This window comes from Pseudomonas aegrilactucae (assembly GCF_019168305.1).
GTDB lineage: Bacteria > Pseudomonadota > Gammaproteobacteria > Pseudomonadales > Pseudomonadaceae > Aquipseudomonas > Aquipseudomonas aegrilactucae.
This window is the reverse complement of the sequence record NZ_JAHTBI010000086.1, coordinates 1-18903: the sequence shown is the minus strand read 5'-3', so window position 1 is coordinate 18903 and position 18903 is coordinate 1. Positions and strand designations below refer to the sequence as shown.

General features: G+C 62.7%; 18 protein-coding genes. 4 read left to right on the top strand and 14 right to left on the bottom strand.

Going from position 1 to position 18903, the window contains the following annotated elements; translation table 11 throughout:
* Positions 1-17 precede the first annotated feature (17 nt).
* The 3 genes from KUO17_RS21685 to gcl form a co-directional block, all read right to left on the bottom strand.
* On the bottom strand, positions 18-911 hold the full coding sequence (locus KUO17_RS21685) for a 2-hydroxy-3-oxopropionate reductase (RefSeq protein WP_217977597.1): 894 nt from the start codon (positions 909-911) through the stop codon (positions 18-20).
* 156 nt (positions 912-1067) lie between these two features.
* Positions 1068-1850 (bottom strand): hydroxypyruvate isomerase, encoded by a 783-nt coding sequence (gene hyi, locus KUO17_RS21680; protein ID WP_217977596.1) that lies wholly within the window; start codon positions 1848-1850, stop codon positions 1068-1070.
* Positions 1851-1907: 57 nt separating this feature from the next.
* Entirely contained in the window at positions 1908-3683 is a 1776-nt protein-coding gene (gene gcl / locus KUO17_RS21675) for a glyoxylate carboligase (RefSeq protein WP_217977595.1), read from the bottom strand.
* 256 nt (positions 3684-3939) lie between these two features.
* Between gcl and KUO17_RS21670 the strand changes: the two genes are divergently transcribed.
* Positions 3940-4380, top strand: coding sequence for a GlcG/HbpS family heme-binding protein (locus KUO17_RS21670; RefSeq protein WP_217977594.1), 441 nt, complete (start codon positions 3940-3942; stop codon positions 4378-4380).
* Between the two features lie 103 nt (positions 4381-4483).
* Here KUO17_RS21670 and KUO17_RS21665 read toward each other — a convergent pair whose 3' ends face one another.
* Positions 4484-5089 (bottom strand): TetR/AcrR family transcriptional regulator, encoded by a 606-nt coding sequence (locus KUO17_RS21665; protein WP_217977593.1) that lies wholly within the window; start codon positions 5087-5089, stop codon positions 4484-4486.
* Positions 5090-5244: 155 nt separating this feature from the next.
* Between KUO17_RS21665 and KUO17_RS21660 the strand changes: the two genes are divergently transcribed.
* Positions 5245-6153, top strand: coding sequence for a DUF808 domain-containing protein (locus KUO17_RS21660; RefSeq protein WP_217977592.1), 909 nt, complete (start codon positions 5245-5247; stop codon positions 6151-6153).
* Positions 6154-6246: 93 nt separating this feature from the next.
* Here the strand turns inward: KUO17_RS21660 and KUO17_RS21655 are convergent, their stop codons facing one another.
* The 7 genes from KUO17_RS21655 to puuE form a co-directional block, all read right to left on the bottom strand.
* Positions 6247-7032 (bottom strand): outer membrane protein OmpK, encoded by a 786-nt coding sequence (locus tag KUO17_RS21655; RefSeq protein ID WP_217977591.1) that lies wholly within the window; start codon positions 7030-7032, stop codon positions 6247-6249.
* A 359-nt stretch (positions 7033-7391) separates the two neighbouring features.
* The gene (locus KUO17_RS21650; RefSeq protein ID WP_217977590.1) at positions 7392-8177 is read right to left on the bottom strand and encodes an outer membrane protein OmpK; all 786 of its coding nucleotides are present in this window, start codon (positions 8175-8177) and stop codon (positions 7392-7394) included.
* A 134-nt stretch (positions 8178-8311) separates the two neighbouring features.
* A complete protein-coding gene (locus KUO17_RS21645) occupies positions 8312-9667 on the bottom strand; it encodes a nucleobase:cation symporter-2 family protein (protein ID WP_217977587.1) in 1356 nt (451 codons plus the stop codon).
* Positions 9668-9759: 92 nt separating this feature from the next.
* Positions 9760-11079 carry a urate hydroxylase PuuD gene (locus KUO17_RS21640; protein WP_217977585.1) on the bottom strand — a complete coding sequence of 440 codons (1320 nt, stop codon included), beginning with the start codon at positions 11077-11079 and terminating at the stop codon, positions 9760-9762.
* Between the two features lie 47 nt (positions 11080-11126).
* Positions 11127-11630, bottom strand: coding sequence for an ureidoglycolate lyase (locus tag KUO17_RS21635; protein WP_217977583.1), 504 nt, complete (start codon positions 11628-11630; stop codon positions 11127-11129).
* 76 nt (positions 11631-11706) lie between these two features.
* Positions 11707-12222 carry a 2-oxo-4-hydroxy-4-carboxy-5-ureidoimidazoline decarboxylase gene (gene uraD / locus KUO17_RS21630; protein ID WP_217977581.1) on the bottom strand — a complete coding sequence of 172 codons (516 nt, stop codon included), beginning with the start codon at positions 12220-12222 and terminating at the stop codon, positions 11707-11709.
* The gene (gene puuE, locus KUO17_RS21625; RefSeq protein ID WP_217977574.1) at positions 12219-13148 is read right to left on the bottom strand and encodes an allantoinase PuuE; all 930 of its coding nucleotides are present in this window, start codon (positions 13146-13148) and stop codon (positions 12219-12221) included. Before puuE ends, uraD begins: the two co-directional genes overlap by 4 nt.
* 384 nt (positions 13149-13532) lie before the next feature.
* On the opposite strand from puuE, the gene uraH reads away from it, so the two are divergent.
* Positions 13533-13886, top strand: a complete 354-nt coding sequence (gene uraH / locus KUO17_RS21620) for a hydroxyisourate hydrolase (protein ID WP_217977573.1) — start codon at positions 13533-13535, stop codon at positions 13884-13886.
* 236 nt (positions 13887-14122) lie between these two features.
* Here uraH and KUO17_RS21615 read toward each other — a convergent pair whose 3' ends face one another.
* Positions 14123-15472: an NCS2 family permease gene (locus KUO17_RS21615; protein WP_217977572.1), complete on the bottom strand. Its 1350-nt coding sequence runs from the start codon at positions 15470-15472 to the stop codon at positions 14123-14125.
* A 359-nt stretch (positions 15473-15831) separates the two neighbouring features.
* On the opposite strand from KUO17_RS21615, the gene KUO17_RS21610 reads away from it, so the two are divergent.
* A complete protein-coding gene (locus KUO17_RS21610) occupies positions 15832-16599 on the top strand; it encodes a GntR family transcriptional regulator (RefSeq protein ID WP_217977571.1) in 768 nt (255 codons plus the stop codon).
* 98 nt (positions 16600-16697) lie between these two features.
* Here KUO17_RS21610 and guaD read toward each other — a convergent pair whose 3' ends face one another.
* Together guaD and xdhC are read right to left on the bottom strand one after the other, a co-directional pair.
* Complete coding sequence (gene guaD, locus KUO17_RS21605; RefSeq protein ID WP_217977570.1) at positions 16698-18002, bottom strand: guanine deaminase; 1305 nt, start codon at positions 18000-18002, stop codon at positions 16698-16700.
* Between the two features lie 10 nt (positions 18003-18012).
* Positions 18013-18858, bottom strand: a complete 846-nt coding sequence (gene xdhC / locus KUO17_RS21600; RefSeq protein WP_217977562.1) for a xanthine dehydrogenase accessory protein XdhC — start codon at positions 18856-18858, stop codon at positions 18013-18015.
* Between the last annotated feature and the right edge of the window lie 45 nt (positions 18859-18903).

The window sequence follows — 18903 nt, the reverse complement described above, 5'->3', positions numbered from 1 at the left end:
CGTGTGTTGCTCGGGTCTTACTGGTCGTCGCGGATCGAGAAGTTGGCCATGTGCTCAAGGCCTTTGATCAGCGCAGAGTGGTCCCAGTTGGCGCCACCGATGGCCGCGCAGGTGCTGAACACTTGCTGGGCGTTGGCGGTGTTGGGCAGGTTGATGTTCAGCTCTTTCGCACCTTGCAGGGCCAGGTTCAGGTCCTTCTGGTGCAGGCTGATGCGAAAACCCGGGTCGAAGGTGCCCTTGATCATGCGCTCGCCGTGTACTTCGAGGATCTTGGAGGAGGCGAAGCCGCCCATCAGCGCTTCACGTACCTTGGCCGGGTCTGCGCCGTTCTTGGCGGCGAACAGCAGGGCTTCGGCGACGGCCTGGATGTTCAGGGCGACGATGATCTGGTTGGCGACCTTGGCGGTCTGGCCGTCACCACTGCCGCCGACGCGGGTGATGTTCTTGCCCATGGCCTGGAACAGCGGCAGGGCACGTTCAAAGGCATTCGGGCAGCCACCGACCATGATGCTCAGGGTCGCGGCCTTGGCGCCGACTTCACCGCCGGACACGGGCGCGTCGAGGTAGGTGGCGCCGGTTTCCTTGATTTTGGCGGCGAAGGCCTTGGTGGCGGTTGGCGAGATCGAACTCATGTCGATCACTACCTTGTTCGGGCCAACGCCGTAGGCCACGCCGTTTTCACCGAACAGCACGGCGTCGACCTGCGGGGTGTCGGGCACCATCACGATGATGAACTCGGCTTCCTGGGCCACTTCCTTCGGGTTGGCCAGGGCCACGCCGCCGGCGGCGATCAGGTCGGCCGGTGGGGCGTCGTGGTGGGAGGAGAGGAACAGGCTGTGACCTGCCTTTTGCAGGTTCTGAGCCATTGGGTGGCCCATGATGCCGGTGCCGATGAATCCGATTTTAGCCATGAGAGCTGCCTCTATCTTGTAATTGTCGATTCTCATATGGCTGGCGCTGCCCCCTGTGGGAGCTGGCTTGCCAGCGAATGGAGCGTGCGGTGTGTCTGGATGGCCCCCTTCGCTGGCAAGCCAGCTCCCACAGGAGTCGAGGAGGCCGTTGGTGCGTCAGATCGCGTTGTGGGTCTTGAGCCAGCCAAGGCCCGCTTCGGTGCTGGTCAGCGGCTTGTACTCACAGCCCACCCAGCCCTGGTAACCGATACGGTCCAGGTGCGCGAACAGGAAGCGGTAGTTGATCTCGCCCGTGCCCGGCTCGTTGCGGCCCGGGTTGTCGGCCAGCTGGATGTGGTTGATCTTGGCCAGGTTGCTTTCAACCGTGCGCGCCAGGTCACCTTCCATGATCTGCATGTGGTAGATGTCGTACTGCAGGAACAGGTTGGCGCTGCCCACCTCGGCCTGGATCTCCAGGGCCTGCTGCGTGGTGTTCAGGTAGAAGCCGGGGATGTCGCGGGTGTTGATCATCTCCATCACCAGCTTGATGCCCGCCGCCTGCAGCCGGTCGGCGGCGAACTTCAGGTTGTCGACGAAGGTCTTGCGCACCGTGGCGCAGTCCGGGCCTTGCGGGCGAATGCCGGCCAGGCAGTTGACCTGGGTGTTGCCCAGTACCTGGGCGTAGGCGATGGCCAGGTCCACGCCTGCGCGAAATTCCTCGACCCGCGCCGGGTCGCAGGCGATACCGCGATCACCCTTGGCCCAGTCGCCGGCCGGCAGGTTGAACAGCACCTGGGTCAGGCCATGGGCATCGAGGTGCTGCTTGATCTCAGCCGAGCTGAAATCGTACGGGAAGAGGTACTCGACCCCGCTGAAGCCGGCATCGGCAGCAGCCTTGAAACGGGCGAGAAAGTCCTGCTCGGTGAACAGCATGGACAGGTTGGCGGCAAAACGTGGCATGGTTGTCTCCTTGCAAAAGTGGGCCCCGTGCGCAAGGCAGCAGGGCCGCTACAGCAGTCAGTCGAGCAGCGAGATCGCGGTTGGCGCGTCGTTGCCGACCAGCGCCAGGTCTTCGAATTCGTTGACCGCGTTGATTTCGGTACCCATCGAAATGTTGGTCACGCGCTCGAGGATCACCTCGACCACGACCGGCACCTGGAACTCTTCGGCCATTTGCTGGGCCTTGCGCAGCGCCGGCTGGATCTCGGCCGGGTCGAACACGCGCAGTGCCTTGCAACCCAGGCCCTCGACGACCGCGACGTGGTCCACGCCATAGCCGTTGAGTTCCGGAGCGTTGAGGTTCTCGAACGCCAGTTGTACACAGTAATCCATCTCGAAGCCGCGTTGGGCCTGGCGGATCAGCCCCAGGTAGGAGTTGTTCACCACCACGTGGATGTACGGCAGCTTGAACTGCGCACCCACCGCCAGTTCTTCGATCATGAACTGGAAGTCATAGTCGCCCGACAGTGCCACGACCTTGCGCGACGGGTCGGCCTTGACCACGCCCAGTGCGGCCGGAATGGTCCAGCCCAGCGGGCCGGCCTGGCCGCAGTTGATCCAGTGGCGCGGCTTGTACACGTGCAGGAACTGTGCGCCGGCGATCTGCGACAGGCCGATGGTGCTGACGTAGCAGGTGTCCTTGCCGAACACCTGGTTCATTTCCTGGTACACGCGCTGCGGCTTGACCGGGATGTTGTCGAAGTGGGTCTTGCGGTGCAGGCTGCCTTTGCGCTGCTGGCAGTCCTTGAGCCACTCGCCGCGGTCCTTGAGCTTGCCGGCGGCCTTCCACTCGCGGGCCACTTCCAGGAACACGTCCAGGGCGGCACCGGCGTCGGACACGATGCCCAGGTCCGGGGTGAACACGCGGCCGATCTGGGTCGGTTCGATGTCGACGTGAATGAAGCGACGGCCTTCGGTGTAGACGTCGACCGAGCCGGTGTGACGGTTGGCCCAGCGGTTGCCGATACCCAGCACCACGTCGGACTTGAGCATCGTCGCGTTGCCGTAGCGGTGCGAGGTCTGCAGGCCGACCATGCCCACCATCAGCGGGTGATCGTCAGGGATGGTGCCCCAGCCCATCAGGGTCGGGATGACCGGGATGCCGGTCAGTTCGGCGAACTCGACCAGCTTGTCGCTGGCATCGGCGTTGATGATGCCACCACCGGCCACCAGCAGCGGGCGCTCGGCGCTGTCGAGCATGGCCAGGGCTTTTTCGACCTGGACACGGTTGGCCGATGGCTTGTTCACCGGCAGCGGCTGGTAGGCGTCGATGTCGAATTCGATCTCGGCCATCTGCACGTCGAACGGCAGGTCGATCAGCACCGGGCCCGGACGGCCGGAGCGCATTTCATAGAAGGCTTTCTGGAACGCATACGGCACCTGGCCGGGTTCGAGCACGGTGGTCGCCCACTTGGTCACCGGCTTGACGATGCTGGTGATATCGACGGCCTGGAAGTCTTCCTTGTGCAGGCGCGAACGGGGCGCCTGGCCGGTGATGCACAGGATCGGGATGGAGTCGGCCGAGGCGCTGTACAGGCCGGTGACCATGTCGGTGCCGGCAGGGCCGGAAGTGCCGATGCACACGCCGATGTTGCCGGCCTTGGTGCGGGTGTAGCCCTCGGCCATGTGCGAGGCACCTTCCACGTGACGAGCAAGGACGTGATCGATGCCGCCGACTTTCTTCAGGGCCGAATACAGCGGGTTGATCGCGGCGCCCGGGATGCCGAATGCAGTGTCTACGCCTTCGCGGCGCATCACCAGAACGGCTGCATCGATTGCTCTCATTTTGCTCATGGTTTTGTGCCTCTTTGATTTTGTAATTGTATACAAATTGCTTTTCACCAGAGTGTATTCACGGCAGGCAGCTCTGGTCAATCCATTTTCATCGGCGGCCTGTGCTTTCGTCGTCATCCCGTAAAAACGGCATTCGGTCTGATTTAGGTCAGGCTGCGTGAATTATTGTATACAAAAATATTCTTCATTGTGTTCTATTTGTTGTGACAGATTTTCACCTGCCCGTGTGGGCTTCTAATAACAAGAGGACCTTTGGATGAACGCTTTGAGCTTGAACGTTGCCGTGAGCCTGGTGAATGGTGCGCTGGCCGCCGGCCGCAAGATTTCGGCCGCGCCCCTGACGGTGGTGGTGCTCGATGCCGGTGGGCATGTGCTGGCGTTGCAGCGTGAGGACGGCGCCAGCCTGTTGCGCCCGCAGGTGGCGATGGGCAAGGCATGGGGGGCGATTGCGCTGGGCAAGGGCTCGCGCCTGCTGGCGCTGGACGCGCAGCAGCGGCCGGCGTTTTTCGCCGCGCTCAACGGGTTGGGGCAGAGCCCGGTGGTACCGGCACCGGGTGGGGTGCTGATTCGCGATCAGAAGGGGGGGGTGCTGGGGGCGATCGGTATCAGCGGGGACACTTCGGATATCGACGAGCAGTGCGCGATCAGTGCGATCGAAGCGGCGGGGCTGACGGCGGATGCAGGTGTAGCGGCGTAGGCCGCTTTCGCTGGCAAGCCAGCTCCCACAGGAGCAGCGCTGTTCTCAAGAGCAGTGGTCTACCTGTGGGAGCTGGCTTGCCAGCGAAGAAGGCGACGCGGTATCAGTCCGGCGCACACCCCTTCAACACCAGCCGGATGATGGTCTGCGTCGCCGCTTCGTAATCGCTGTCTTCCAGCTTGGCCTTGCCGGTCACCACCGAGATCTGCCAGTCGAAGTCGGCATAGGTCTGGGTCGCCGCCCAGATGCTGAACATCAGGTGGTGCGGGTCGACCGGCGCGATCAGCCCGCGATCAATCCAGCCCTGGATGCACGCGATATTGTGACGCGCCTGGCCATTCAACTGCTCGACCTGGTTGGCGCTCAAGTGTGGCGCGCCGTGCATGATCTCGCTGGCAAATACCTTGGAAGCGAAGGGCAAGTCCCGCGAAATGCGCACCTTCGAACGAATATAGGCACTGAGCACCTCCTGCGGTTCACCCTCGGCATTGAACGGGGTGGACGCCTGCATGATCGGCTCGATGATGCTCTCGAGCACCTCGCGGTAGAGGTTTTCCTTGGACTTGAAGTAGTAGTAGACGTTGGGCTTGGGCAGGCCGGCCTTGGCCGCGATGTCGCTGGTCTTGGTGGCGGCGAAGCCCTTGTCGGCGAACTCCTCGCTGGCCGCGCGCAGGATCAGTTCTTTGTTGCGCTCGCGAATGCTGCTCATGGTGGCGCTGTTCCTTGTATCTGGCCGCGTGCGGCAACAGGCCTGGGCAGGCGGTTGCGCATGGTAGCACCGGGTTTGCGCGGCGCTCAAGGTCGCCCCTTTTGCCCGCCAACAGGCTAAGCTTGGCACCTTTACCCCTCAGCGGAATATGAAGCATGGCAGCAAGCAGTTTGCTGGTACTGATCGACGACATCGCCACGGTACTCGACGATGTCTCGGTAATGACCAAGGTTGCGGCAAAGAAGACTGCCGGTGTACTCGGTGACGACCTGGCGCTCAATGCCCAGCAGGTCACCGGCGTGCGCGCCGAGCGAGAGATCCCGGTGGTGTGGGCGGTGGCCAAGGGCTCGTTCCTGAACAAGCTGATCCTGGTGCCGGCCGCGTTGCTGATCAGTGCGTTCATCCCCTGGGCGGTGACCCCGCTGCTGATGATCGGCGGCGCGTACCTGTGCTTCGAGGGTTTCGAGAAGCTGGCGCACAAGTTCCTGCACAGCGCCGAAGAGGACAAGGCCGGGCATGCGGCATTGACCGAGGCCGTAGCCAACCCGGCGGTCGACCTGGTGGCGTTCGAGAAAGACAAGATCAAGGGCGCGGTGCGCACCGACTTCATCCTGTCGGCCGAGATCATCGCCATCACCCTGGGCACGGTGGCGGATGCACCGCTGACCCAGCAGATCATCGTGCTGTCGGGCATCGCGATCGTGATGACCATCGGCGTGTACGGGCTGGTGGCGGGTATCGTCAAGCTCGACGACCTGGGGCTGTGGCTGACGCAGAAGGCTTCCAGTGCGGCCAAGGCCATCGGCAACGGTATCCTGCACGCTGCGCCATACATGATGAAGGCGCTGTCGGTGATCGGTACGGCGGCGATGTTTCTGGTGGGTGGCGGGATTCTGGTGCACGGCATCGCGCCGCTGCATCACGCCATCGAGGCCTTCGGTGAAGGGCGCGGCGGGGCGCTGACGACGAACCTGCTCAATGCGGGTGTGGGGATCGTGGCAGGGGCGGCGGTGCTGGCGGTGGTCGCCGCCGTGGGCAAGCTGTGGAAGGCCATCAAAGGCTGATCAAGCGCTTCGCTGGCAAGCCAGCTCCCACAAGATTTTGCAACGTTCACAAAACCCTGTGGCGGCTGGCTTGCCAGCGAAGAGGCCATCAGGTCAGAAGTGCACTTTGACCAGCAGGCTCGCGGTGTTCTGGTCGGTGTCGAACGCATCGGTGTCCTTGATGCCGTACTTGTCCTTCCAATAGTCGTATTCGATACCCACGTACAGCTGCTTCTCGCCCAGGCTCAACGCCTTGCCCAGGTCATACTTGATCTGCGGGTTGAAGTGCAGGTTGGAATGGTAGGTGCCGCGACGCTTGGTCTCGTCGTTGTCCACCACCCAGTCCATGAAACCGTCGATCAGGATGTCGGATTTGCCCACCGGGATGGTGTAGGACCACACCGGGGTGATCTGCCATACATTGTCGCCCGCACGGCTGCCTTCGGTGTTGCGCTGGTAGAAGTTCAGCTGGAAGTAGTCGAAGCCGGGGATCGCCAGGTCAAAGCCCGGGCCGATCAGGTACGACTCGTTGTCCCCCTCGCCAAATTCGTAGGTCATGGCCAGCAGCACGTCCTTGATCGGGCCGAACTCCAGCTTCTGGTCGAAGATCTTGCCGAACGACAGGCGCGGGCTGAACTCGCCGTAGTAGGTGTTCGGGCCGGCGTTGCTGTCTTTCTTGCCGTTGTAGAAGATCTTGTCGACGAACAGGAAGTTGTCGCCGTACTTCCAGCCATCGGCGTGCTCGAAGGTGAAGGTCTGCTGAATCTCGGGGTTGACCGTGAAGTCCTTGCCATACAGGTAGGTCAGGCTGTTGTTCTGCCATTGCAGCAGGTCACCGGCCATGGCGGTACTGGCCGCCAGCAGGCCGCCGGCAAGAATCAGGCTGTTGGTAATACGCATCGCGTGGTTGCTCCCTTGATTGATGTCGGCACTCGGCAGTGGTGCCGTTGAGTTCAATTTATTGTCTTTCGAGTCAGTTTTTTTTCGATTGGCCACAGCTAGTTGGCAAGAGCTGAGCCAACCTTGGCGGCTTGGCGCAACAATCCTGCTCGACGTCTTTCTGAACAGCTGAACAAGGGTGAGTCAGGTTGGCAATACACTTACCAATCGCCCGAATTCATTGACTGAGCGGTCAGTAAACGCGGGCAGGAAAATTCCTGCCCTGAGCGAGGGGGCGCGCAGATTACTGGCTTGCGCGCTGTCCCTCAAGTGCTCCGTTATGGAGCGGGTACGGCAAAAACTGTGCGTTTGATCAGGTTTTAGAAGTGAACCTTGATCAGCGCACTGGCCACACTCTGGTTGGTCTTGAAGCTGTCGCTGTCCTCAATCCCGTATTTGTCCTTCCAATAGCTGTACTCGAAACCCACGTACAACTGCTTGGCACCGAGGTTCAGTGCCTTGCCCAGGTCATACTTGACCTGCGGGTTGAAGTGCAGGTTGGCGTGGTAGGTACCGCGCCTGCTCTCGTCGTTGTCCACCACCCAGTCCATGTAGCCATCGATGAGCAGGTCGGACTTGCCCAGGGGAATGGTGTAGGAAAAGGCCGGGGTGATCTGCCACACGCGGTCGCCGGGGCGGCTGCCTTCGGTGTTGCGCTGGTAGAAGTTCAAGGTGAAGTAGTTGAAGCCGGGCACCGCCAGGTCGAAGCCAGGGCCGATCAGGTAGGCCTCGTTGTCGCCTTCGCCGGTCTCGTAGGTCATGGCCAGCAGCACGTCCTTGATCGGCCCGAACGCAAGCTTCTGGTCGAAGATCTTGCCGAACGACAGGCGTGGGCTGATCTCGCTGTAGTAGGTGTTGTTGCCTTTGTTGCGGTCGGTTGCGCCGTTGTAGAAGATCTTGTCGACGAACAGGAAATTGTCGCCGTACTTCCATTTGTCGGCGTGCTCGAAGGTCACCGTCTGCTGGATCCGCGGGTTGACCTGGAAGTCTTTGCCGTACAGATAGGTCAGGCTGTTGGTCTGCCAGAGCAGCAGGTCCCCCGCTACCGCTGGAAGCGTGGCCAGCAGGCTGCTGCCCAGCAGGAGGGAAGAGGTGATGCGTTTCATGTTGTGATTCCCGACTGTTGTTATTGTTGGATTGCGGTTTTTTCGGCGCAAGCGCGCCCCGGCCGGCCCACTCCCAGGGGCCGACGGTCGTGCGTGATGCTCGGGGTGTCAGGGCGGCAGGCGCCGCCCGTGAATCAATGCTGGTGCACGGTGTCGTTGTGTGCCGCGCGCTCTGCGCCACCCAGTACGTTGAACAGCACGTTCAGTACCAGCGCGCTGACCGTGGCCATGGCAATCCCGCTGTGGGTGATCGGTTCCATCCATTGCGGCATCTGTGCGAAGAACTCCGGGCGTACCACCGGGATCAGCCCCATGCCGACGCTCACCGCCACCAGCAGCTGGTTGCGCCGGTCGCCGATATCGGCCTCCTGCAGGATCTTGATGCCGGTGGCCGCGACCATGCCGAACATCGCGATCGAGGCGCCGCCCAGTACTGCCGGTGGAATCGAGGCGATCAGGAAGGCCGCCTTGGGCAGCAGGCTGAGCAGGATCAGGAACAGGCCCGCGACCACCGTGACATACCGGCAGCGCACGCCGGTCATCTGCACCAGGCCGATGTTCTGCGCGAACGAGGAGTGGGTGAAGGTGTTGAAGAAGCCCGCCACGAACGAAGCGCCGGCATCCCAGAACAGGCCACGACGCAGCATGCCTGGGGTGACTTCACGTTCGGTGACCTTGCCCAGCGCCAGGAGCATGCCGGTGGACTCGACGAAGATGATCACCACCACCAGGCACATCGACAGGATCGGTGCGAGGCTGAAGGTGGGCATGCCGAAGTGCAGCGGGGTGACTACTTGCACCCACGGCGCTTCGGCCAGGCCGCTGAGGTCGACCATGCCGATGGCGCCGGCAATGATGTAGCCCAGGCCCATGCCGATCAGCACCGAGACATTCACCCAGAAGCCACGCATGAAGCGGTTGATCAGCAGGATGGTGGCCAGTACCAGGCCAGCGACCACCAGGTAGATCGGTGAGCCGAACGGCGCGGCTGCAGCGCCGCCGCCGGCCCAGTTGACCGCTACCGGGAACAGCGAGAGGCCGATCGAGGTAATCACCGTGCCGGTGACCAGGGGTGGAAAGAAGCGCACCACCTTGGACATGAACGGCGCGATCAGCATGCCGAAGAAGCCGGCGGCGATGGTTGCGCCGAAGATCCCCTGCAGGCCCACGCCGGGCATGCCGGCCATGGCCACCATGCTGCCGACGGCAGCGAAGCTGGCGCCCATCATCACCGGCATACGGATGCCGAGTGCGCCAATGCCGAGCGACTGGACCACGGTGGCGACACCGGCAACCAGCAGATCGGCATTGATCAGGAATGCGATTTCTTCACGAGAGAGCCCGGCGGCCTGTCCGATGATCAGCGGCACCGCAATGGCGCCTCCGTACATCAGCAGTACATGTTGCAAACCCACCAGGATCAGTTGCAGCAGGGGCAGTGGCTGTCGTGGCGGCGCAACGGGGATGTACGCCTTGCGTGACTCGGACATGCAGCACCTCGAGTTTTGTTTTTATTGTTCGTCTTATGTGCGCGGCGACAGGCAGGCGCCGTTGGGTGGCCCTTGCGGGCCACCCGGGTGCATCAGTGGGTTGGAGCGCCTTTGGCGATCCATGCGCCAATCAGTTCACGTTCCTGCTGGGTCATCTGGGTGATGTTGCCCAGGGGCATGATCTGGCTGGCAACGGCCTGCGCCTGAATGCGCGGGGCCAGTTGCTGGATCTGTTGCGGGGTATCGAGCATCACGCCGGCCGGGGCTGCGCTGAACAGCGGGCTGGTCGGCTTGGCCGAATGGCACACGGTGCAGCGTTCCTGGATGACGCTGTGGATCTTGTCGAAGTTGCCTTCGCTGACCGAGGCGGTCGCCGGGGCGGCTTCGGCGGCCGGGGCAGGTGCCGGGTTGGCGGCCTGTTCGGCGGCTTTCTCGGCGGCGGTCTTGCCACCCAGTGCGGTTTCCGGCAGCGGCTGGTACTGGACCTTGGCAGCGGCCTGCTCAGGCGCGGTCGGCATCGGCTTGGGGCCGGTGACGTAGGCCAGGCAGATCATCGCCAGGGCGCCGACGGGCAGGGTCCAGGCGTACTTGGCGCTGTCGTGGCGGGTGTTGAAGTAGTGACGCACCAACACGGCGGCGACCGCGATCCCGGCCAGGATCAACCAGTTGTACTGGCTGCCATAGGTGCTCGGGAAGTGGTTGCTGATCATGATGAACAGCACCGGCAGGGTGAAGTAGTTGTTGTGGCGCGAACGCAGCAGGCCCTTGGCCGGCAGGGTCGGGTCGGGCGTCTTGTTCTGCTCGATGGCCGCTACCAGCGCACGCTGGGCCGGCATGATGATGCGGAACACGTTGCCGACCATGATGGTGCCGATGATGGCGCCGGTGTGCAGGTACGCACCACGGCCGCTGAACACCTGGCTGAAGCCGTAGCACGCGGCGATGACCAGCACGAACAGCACCAGGCCCAGCAGGCCGGGGCGCTTGCCCAGGGGCGAATCGCAGAGGAAGTCGTAGATGAACCAGCCGGCGATCAGCGAACCGACGCCGATGGCGATCCCTTCACCGCCGCTCAGGGTGCTGCCGGGGGCCAGCAGGTAGAGGGTCGGGTTCCAGTAGAACACCAGGCACAGCAGGGCAATACCCGACATCCAGGTGAAGTAGGCTTCCCATTTGAACCAGTGCAGGTTGTCGGGCATTTTCGGTGGCGCGAGCTTGTACTTCTCCAGGTGGTAGATACCGCCACCGTGAATCGCCCACAGATCACCCGACAGCCCGTCGCGCGGGTTGGCGCGGTTGAGGTTGTTCTCCAGCCAGACGAAGTAGAACGACGCGCCGATCCAGGCCACGCCAGTGATCATGTGAACCCAGCGCACGCTCAGGTTCAGCCATTCCATCAAATGTGCTTCCACAGTCTTTACCTCTTGCCGGTCACCGCAGGCCAGTGACCCGCCTTCTCTTATTGGTGGGGTGCGAGGATCAGCAGCTCATCCTCATTGAAGAAATGTTCGTCGCAGTTGTTGCCGGAACCACTGCGATCAACCACCAGGAAGTCATCCCGCTTTTCGATCGTCAGCACCGGGTGGTGCCAGACGCCGCGATGGTAATTGATGCCCTGCCTGCCATTACTGACAAAGGCACGGACAAGACCCGATACAGGTGCATCGCCAACGGGCGCGACCACGATCAGAAAGGGGTTGCCGAGCAGCGGGATGAAGGCCTGGCTGCCCAGCGGATGGCGCTCCAGCATGCGCACGGTCAGCGGCATGTCCTGCGCGTCGGCGCGGAAGATGCTGATGATGGCGTGGTCCTCGGGCTGGGCGGTTTGTACCGTGGCCAGCTTGTGGAAGCGCATGGTCGAACCGTTGTTGATCATGAAGTGGTCGCTGCCGTCGGTTTCGATCACGTCACCGAAAGGGGCGAAGGCTTCTTTGGTCAGGGGCTCAATCACTAGTGTGCGCATGCGGGTGTTCTCTAATTATGTGTTGTCGGGGCTAGGGCGTTGGCTGTCAGGCGGATGCCTGCAAGGGGCGCGCCGGTTACAGCTGCAGCAGGCGGAACAGGGCAATCAGGTTGATCTGCGCCAGGGCTTCCTTGAACTCGGCGTCGACCGAGTTGTGGATGCGCTTCTCGAACGAGGCGAGGATCTGGTGCCGGTTGCTGCCCTTGACCGCCATGATGAACGGGAACTGGAACCTGGCCTTGTAGGCATCGTTGAGTTCGGTGAAGCGGGCGAACTCGTCGGCGGTGCACTGGTGGATGCCGGCGCCGGCCTGTTCGTTGGTGCTCGATTCGGTGAGTTCGCCCTGGACCGCAGCCTTGCCGGCGAGGTCCGGGTGAGCGTTGACCAGGGCCAGCTGGCTGGCGTGGTCGGCGCTGAGCAGGATGTCGCTCATGCGCTGGTGCAGGGCTTCGACCTGGTCGAGCTCGTGCAACTGGCCCAGGTCGTAGGCTTTTTCGGCAACCCACGGTGAGTGCTCGTAGATGTCGGCGAAGGCGGCGACGAAGGCGGCGCGGTCCAGGGTCGACGGCTTGAGGGTGTTGAAATCGGTCATTGGGCGCTCTCGGCTTGGAAAGGGTGGGTGGCATGCCAGTGGCGGGCGATGTCCACGCGCCGGGCAAACCAGACCTGCTCATGGCTCTGGGCGTATTCGACAAAGCGCTTGAGCGCGGCGATGCGCGCCGGGCGCCCGATCAGGCGGCAGTGCAGGCCGATGGAAAGCATCTTCGGCGCCTCGGCACCTTCGGCGTAGAGCACGTCGAAAGCGTCCTTGAGGTACTGGAAGAACTGCTCGCCGCAGTTGAAACCCTGCACCTGGGTGAAGCGCATGTCGTTGGTGTCCAGGGTGTAGGGGATCACCAGGTGCGGCTTGCCGGTGGGGGTGTTGGGCTCCCAGTAGGGCAGGTCGTCGTCGTAGGTGTCGCTGTCGTAGAGGAAGCCGCCTTCCTCCATCACCAGGCGGCGGGTGTTCGGGCCGGTGCGGCCGGTGTACCAGCCCAGCGGGCGCTCGCCGGTGAGGTCGGTGAGAATGCGGATGGCCTCGAGCATGTGCTCGCGCTCCTGGGCCTCGTCCATGTACTGGTAGTCGATCCAGCGGTAGCCGTGGCTGCAGATCTCGTGGCCGGCGGCGACCATGGCGCGGATCACGTCAGGGTGGCGCTGCGCGGCCATGGCCACGGCAAACACCGTCAGGGGCACGCCGGTGTCTTCGAACAGCTTGAGCAGGCGCCATACGCCGGCGCGGCTGCCATACTCGTAGAGCGATTCCATGCTCATGTTGCGGGCGCCCTGCAACGGTTGGGCCGAGACCATCTCCGAGAGAAAGGCTTCGGACTCCTTGTCCCCGTGAAGGATGTTGCGTTCGCCACCCTCTTCATAATTGAGCACGAAAGACAAGGCGATGCGGGCATTCCCCGGCCAGCGCGGATGGGGTGGGGTATTGCCGTAACCGATCAGGTCGCGAGGATAATCAGCGCTCACTGCAGTCTTCCTTCTTGTACGTGAAAACGGGAGGTGTGGTGTCTGATCGAGGTCTTCGGCCACAGCGATGGAGTGATTGTATACAACTTTGTTGACGATTTGTAAGCCTGTATTTTCGCCTTTCTTCCACTTTTCGCCAATGAAAAGGGTTGCAAGAAACTTGCCTGATCGGTCAGTAAATGAGGATCGTGTCGGCCAGTCGCGTGGCTTTGCGACTGATGGCGCATTTACACGGCAGCGTAAGCGTGCTGACAAAATGGTCAGATTTATTGTGTACAATTTTAATGTAAAGTGTCTTAATAATCCGACAGCCGCACGCTGCCCTGCTTCATTCTGGTGCCGTGCGGGTAATTTTTGCCCACCGATTGAAACGAGGCACGCGCAATGGGACGTTTGACCACGCATGTACTGGATGCCGCACACGGCTGCCCTGGCAGCTCGATCAAGGTCGAGTTGTACCGGGTCGAAGGCCAGCAGCTGGAGCTGGTGAACACTGTGCTGACCAACAGCGATGGCCGTTGCGATGCGCCGCTGTTGCAGGGTGACGATTACCGCAGTGGGGTGTACCAGCTGCAGTTCAGTGCAGGTGATTACTACCGTGCGCGTGGTGTGCAGTTGCCGGAGCCGGCGTTTCTCGACGTGGTGGTGCTGCGGTTCGGCATCAGCGCCGAGCAGGATCACTACCACGTACCGCTGTTGATCTCGCCGTACAGTTACTCGACCTATCGCGGAAGCTAGTTGGTCGCTAGATGAATCTTCGTAGGTCCTTGCCCGCTCTCACTGGCGGGCTTTTTTTTGCCTCGAATTCGAGGGTGTGCCTGCAGGCCTCTTCGCTGGCAAGCCAGCTCCCACAGGGTATGCGCAGAACCTGGAATCACCGCTGTACTTGTGGGAGCTGGCTTGCCAGCGAAAGGGCCGGTACAGGCAACAAAAAGCCCCGCCCGGGGGCGAGGCTTTATCAACCACCGCAGCGCTTACAGGAACACGAACTTGGCCACGAAGATCGCACACAGCACCCACAGGCTCGCCGAGATTTCCTTGTAGCGCCCGGTGCCCGCCTTGAGCACCACATAGGTGATGAAGCCCAGCGCGATCCCGTCCGCCACCGAGAACGTCAGCGGCATCATGATCGCCGTGACAATCGCAGGAATGCTGTCGGTTGCCTCATCCCAGTTGATATGCGCCATGCTGCCCATCATCAGCATCGCCACATAGATGAGTGCGCCTGCCGTGGCATACGCCGGGATCATCCCCGCCAGCGGCGCAAAGAACATCGCCGCCACGAACAGCAGGCCAACCACCACCGCCGTGAGCCCCGTGCGCCCACCCGCGGCCACACCTGCAGCACTTTCCACATAGCTGGTCACCGGCGGCACACCCACCACCGCACCGAACACGCTCGAGGCGCTGTCGGCCTTGAGCGCCCGTGACAGGTTCTCGATACGCCCGTCGGCATTCACCAGGTTGGCGCGCTGGGCCACGCCCATCAGCGTGCCGGCGGTGTCGAACATGTGCACGAACAGAAACGCCAGCACCACGCTGATCATGCTCACGTTGAACACCCCGGCCACGTCCATGGCCATCCAGGTCGGCGCCAGGCTTGGCGGCAGCGAGAACACCCCGCCGTATTCCACCAGGCCCAGGCCCCAGCCGGCCAGGGTCACGGCGATGATGCTGATCAGGATCGCGCCGAATACCCGGCGATAGCTGAGCACGGCAATCATCAGGAAGCACACTGCCGCCAGCAGCGGGCCGGGCTCATGCAGCGAGCCGAGCTTGATCAGGGTGGCCGGGCTGTCGACGATGATGCCGGCGGTCTTGAGGCCGATCAGCCCGAGGAACAGGCCGACACCCGCGCCCATGGCATGGCGCAGGCTCAGCGGGATGCTGTTGAGCAGCCACTCGCGCACCCGCGACAGGGTCAGCAGCATGAACAGCACGCCCGACACGAACACCGCGCCCAGCGCGGCTTCCCAGGTGTAGCCCATGGTGCCGACCACGGTGTAGGTGAAGAAGGCGTTCAGGCCCATGCCCGGCGCCAGGCCCACCGGCCAGTTCGCATACAGGCCCATCAGCAGGCAGCCCAGGGCAGCGGCGATGCAGGTGGCGACGAATGCCGCGCCGTGATCGATGCCGGCGTCGGCCATGATGTTGGGGTTGACGAAGATGATGTAGGCCATGGTGATGAAGGTGGTCACACCTGCAATCATTTCGGTCTTCACCGAGGTGCCATGGTGCTTGAGTTTGAAAATCCGCTCCAGCCAGCTCGTTTCGAGCGGTGGGGCAAGATCCAGCGTAGGGGCTTCGGATTTGCGGCTTTCCACAGCGTGTACTCCTCAAGTCTTTTCTTGTTGTTCAGAGCTGGTCCTGCACGTTCACTGGGGGCTCTGCGAGGGAAGGGGCGGCAGGGGCGACCGGACCGTTTTGTTGACCTTTGGGTCAGGAAGTTGCGCAGGTGGATTATGCGTTTGTATACAAAGAATGCAAATAATGTTTTTGTGAGTGTGTGCAGCTAAACTGTCGTCACGGCTATAACGGCGAACGTCCCCTGCAGAAATCGCTGCGCCTGTGTACAATGCGCCAATACCTTGAACGTTTAATTTTCTATCCAGGACTTGCCATCGCCCCATTGGCTGGTATTACAGTCAGGGTCCGATAGGTGGATCTCCGTGCTCGAGCGCCCATGAACGAACAGCTGCAACCTCTCAAGAAACCCACGCGCACCGGTAAAGCCGGTCGCAGCGGCACCCAGGACGACATCGTCTACGCGCACATTTTCGAAGCCATTCTCGAACAACGCCTGGCGCCGGGTACCAAGTTGAGTGAGGAAGCCCTGGGCGAGATCTTCGGCGTCAGTCGCACCATCATTCGTCGCGCCTTGTCGCGCCTGGCCCACGAGAGCGTGGTGCTGCTGCGCCCCAATCGTGGCGCGGTGGTGGCCAGCCCGACGGTCGAAGAGGCGCGCCAGGTGTTTTTCTCGCGGCGCATGGTCGAACGTGCGATCACCGAGCTGGCGGTGGAACACGCCACGGCCGAGCAGTTGGACGAGTTGCGCCAGATGGTGCGCGAAGAACGCGACAGCTTCTCGCGCGGTGATCGTGGCGCGGGCATTCGCCTCTCCGGCGAGTTCCACCTCAAGCTGGCCGAGGCGGCGGGCAACGCGCCGTTGATCAGCTTCCAGCGCAGCCTGGTGTCGCAGACCTCGCTGATCATTGCCCAGTATGAGAGTGGCAACCGCTCGCACTGCTCGTACGACGAGCACATGCAACTGATCGACGCCATCGAGGCGCGCGACGCTGTCCAGGCGGTAAGCCTGATGATGCATCACATGGACCATATCGACAGCAAGCTCAACCTCGATGAGGAGAGCGCGTCGGATGACCTGCATGCAGTGTTCTCGCACCTGCTGCAAACCAAGAAGCGCGGCAGTTCGGTGCCGGCCAAGGGCTGATACCGCGTCGCCAGCAATCGCGGGTCAAGCCCGCTCCCGCAAGGTCAGTAACGGCCCTGTGGGAGCGGGCTTGACCCGCGATTTTTGTGCCTGTAACGCTAGCGCTGGTGCACGCTGCGCCCGGCGGCGAAGGTCTCGCGAATGGTGCGGTCGTCGCCCAGGGTGGTCAGCACGAACAGCGTCTCCTCGATGCTGTTGGACTGTTGGATGCGGTAATCCAGCAGCGGCGTGGCCTTGTAGTCGAGCACGATGAAGTCGGCGTCGGTACCCGGTTGCAGGGTGCCGATGCGGTCCTCCAGGTTCAGTGCCCGTGCCCCGCCCAGGGTCGCCAGGTACAACGACTTGAACGGGCTCAGGCGCGCGCCCTGCAACTGCATGACCTTGTAGGCTTCGTTCAGGGTGTACAGCAGCGAGAAGCTGGTGCCGGCGCCCACGTCGGTGCCCAGGCCGACCTTGAGCTTGTGCTGCTCGGCCTGCGGCAGGTTGAACAGGCCACTGCCCAGGAACAGGTTGGACGTAGGGCAGAACGCCACGGCCGAACCGGTCTCGGCCAGGCGCTGGCACTCGGCGTCGCACAGGTGCACGCCGTGGGCGAACACCGAGCGCTCGCCCAGCAGTTCGAAGTGGTCATACACATCCAGGTAGCCGCTGCGCTCGGGGAACAGTTCCTTGACCCACTCGATCTCCTTGAGGTTCTCGCTCAGGTGCGTGTGCAGGTACAGGTCCGGGAACTCCTTGAGCAACTGGCCGGCGAGGGCGAGCTGTTCAGGCGTGCTGGTCGGCGCAAAGCGCGGGGTCACTGCGTAGTGCAGGCGGCCCTTGCCGTGCCAGCGCTGGATCAGCGCCTTGCTGTCCTCGTAGCTGGATTCGGCCGTGTCAGTCAGGTAGTCCGGCGCATTGCGGTCCATCATCACCTTGCCGGCGATCAGGCGCAGGTCCAGGCGCTCGGCTTCCTCGAACAGGGCGTTCACCGAGGCGGGGTGCACGCTGGCGAACACCAGTGCGCTGGTGGTGCCGTTGCGCAGCAATTCCTTGAGGAACAGCCTGGCCACCTTGTCGGCGTGGGCCTTGTCTTCGAACTGGCGTTCGCACGGGAAGGTGTAGGTGTTGAGCCAGTCCAGCAACTGCTCGCCATAGGAGCCGATCATGCCGGTCTGCGGGAAGTGGATGTGGGTGTCGATGAACCCGGGGGTGATCAATGCATCCTGGTACTGCACCACCTCGATGTCGGGGTCCAGGCCGGGCAGCAGCTCGCTGGCGTGGCCGATGGCGCTGATCTTGCCCTGGTCGACGACCAGCAGGCCGTCTTCGAAATACTCATGGGAGGCTTGGGTGCCGACATCGGCAGGGTCGGCGAGGCTGTGCAGCAGGGCGGCACGGTAGGCTTTGCGGGTTGCGCTCATAAGGCTCTCGTCAAATGGCTTGGCTGCGCCGGGAGGGCGGCAGCAGTTGGGCAATGGGTTCGGCGTTGGCCGAGGCGCTGTGCTGGCCGAAATTCGCGTTGTAGGTGGCGATGATCTCGGCGGCGATGGACACGGCAATTTCGATCGGCAGCTTGCCCTTGACCTCGGCCAGGCCCATCGGGCAGCGCATGCGTGCCAGGCGTTCCGGGGTGAAGCCGCGGTCGCGCAGGCGATGCTCGAACTTGACCCGCTTGGTTTTGGAGCCGATCAGGCCGAACCAGGTGAAATCGTTGCGCTTGAGAATCGCGGCGCTCAGTTCCAGGTCCAGTTGATGGTTGTGGGTCATGACGATGCAGTAGCTGCCGGCGGGCAGGTCGTCGACCTCATCGACCGGTTCTTCGCTGACGATCCTGCGTACCCCGGTGGGGATCACCGCGGGGAATTCCTGCTCGCGCGAATCGATCCAGCGCACCCGGCAGGGCAGCGCGGCGAGCAAGGGTACCAGAGCGCGGCCGACATGGCCTGCGCCGAATACCGCGATCTGCGCCTGCACGCCGCCCATGGGCTCGAACAGCAGCACGGTGGCGCCGCCACAGCACTGGCCCAGGCTGGCGCCAAGGCTGAAGCGCTCCAGATGAGTGGTTTCGCGGCCTTCGGCGAGCATTTGCCGGGCGATGTGCAGGGCCTTGTATTCCAGGTGGCCGCCGCCGATGGTGTCGAACAGCTGGCTGGCGCTGACGACCATCTTGGAGCCGGCGTTGCGCGGGGTGGAGCCGCGCTCTTCGATGATGGTCACCAGCACGCAGGGCTCGCCGCGGGAGTGCAGGTCGGACAGGGCGTTGATCCAGGTGTGCATAGTCAGTTGCCTCTCTAGTGCCTGTTCTGGCCTCTTCGCTGGCAA

What these genes read in the sequence shown, in the direction of transcription:
- KUO17_RS21670 (WP_217977594.1), top strand. Translation starts at nt 3,940, where the DNA reads ATGAACGCTTTGAGCTTGAACGTTGCCGTGAGCCTGGTGAATGGTGCG.
- KUO17_RS21650 (WP_217977590.1), bottom strand. Translation starts at nt 8,177, where the DNA reads ATGAAACGCATCACCTCTTCCCTCCTGCTGGGCAGCAGCCTGCTGGCC.
- KUO17_RS21645 (WP_217977587.1), bottom strand. Translation starts at nt 9,667, where the DNA reads ATGTCCGAGTCACGCAAGGCGTACATCCCCGTTGCGCCGCCACGACAG.
- uraD (WP_217977581.1), bottom strand. Translation starts at nt 12,222, where the DNA reads ATGACCGATTTCAACACCCTCAAGCCGTCGACCCTGGACCGCGCCGCC.
- KUO17_RS21660 (WP_217977592.1), top strand. Translation starts at nt 5,245, where the DNA reads ATGGCAGCAAGCAGTTTGCTGGTACTGATCGACGACATCGCCACGGTA.
- uraH (WP_217977573.1), top strand. Translation starts at nt 13,533, where the DNA reads ATGGGACGTTTGACCACGCATGTACTGGATGCCGCACACGGCTGCCCT.
- xdhC (WP_217977562.1), bottom strand. Translation starts at nt 18,858, where the DNA reads ATGCACACCTGGATCAACGCCCTGTCCGACCTGCACTCCCGCGGCGAG.
- gcl (WP_217977595.1), bottom strand. Translation starts at nt 3,683, where the DNA reads ATGAGCAAAATGAGAGCAATCGATGCAGCCGTTCTGGTGATGCGCCGC.
- KUO17_RS21655 (WP_217977591.1), bottom strand. Translation starts at nt 7,032, where the DNA reads ATGCGTATTACCAACAGCCTGATTCTTGCCGGCGGCCTGCTGGCGGCC.
- hyi (WP_217977596.1), bottom strand. Translation starts at nt 1,850, where the DNA reads ATGCCACGTTTTGCCGCCAACCTGTCCATGCTGTTCACCGAGCAGGAC.
- KUO17_RS21610 (WP_217977571.1), top strand. Translation starts at nt 15,832, where the DNA reads ATGAACGAACAGCTGCAACCTCTCAAGAAACCCACGCGCACCGGTAAA.
- KUO17_RS21665 (WP_217977593.1), bottom strand. Translation starts at nt 5,089, where the DNA reads ATGAGCAGCATTCGCGAGCGCAACAAAGAACTGATCCTGCGCGCGGCC.
- guaD (WP_217977570.1), bottom strand. Translation starts at nt 18,002, where the DNA reads ATGAGCGCAACCCGCAAAGCCTACCGTGCCGCCCTGCTGCACAGCCTC.
- KUO17_RS21685 (WP_217977597.1), bottom strand. Translation starts at nt 911, where the DNA reads ATGGCTAAAATCGGATTCATCGGCACCGGCATCATGGGCCACCCAATG.
- KUO17_RS21635 (WP_217977583.1), bottom strand. Translation starts at nt 11,630, where the DNA reads ATGCGCACACTAGTGATTGAGCCCCTGACCAAAGAAGCCTTCGCCCCT.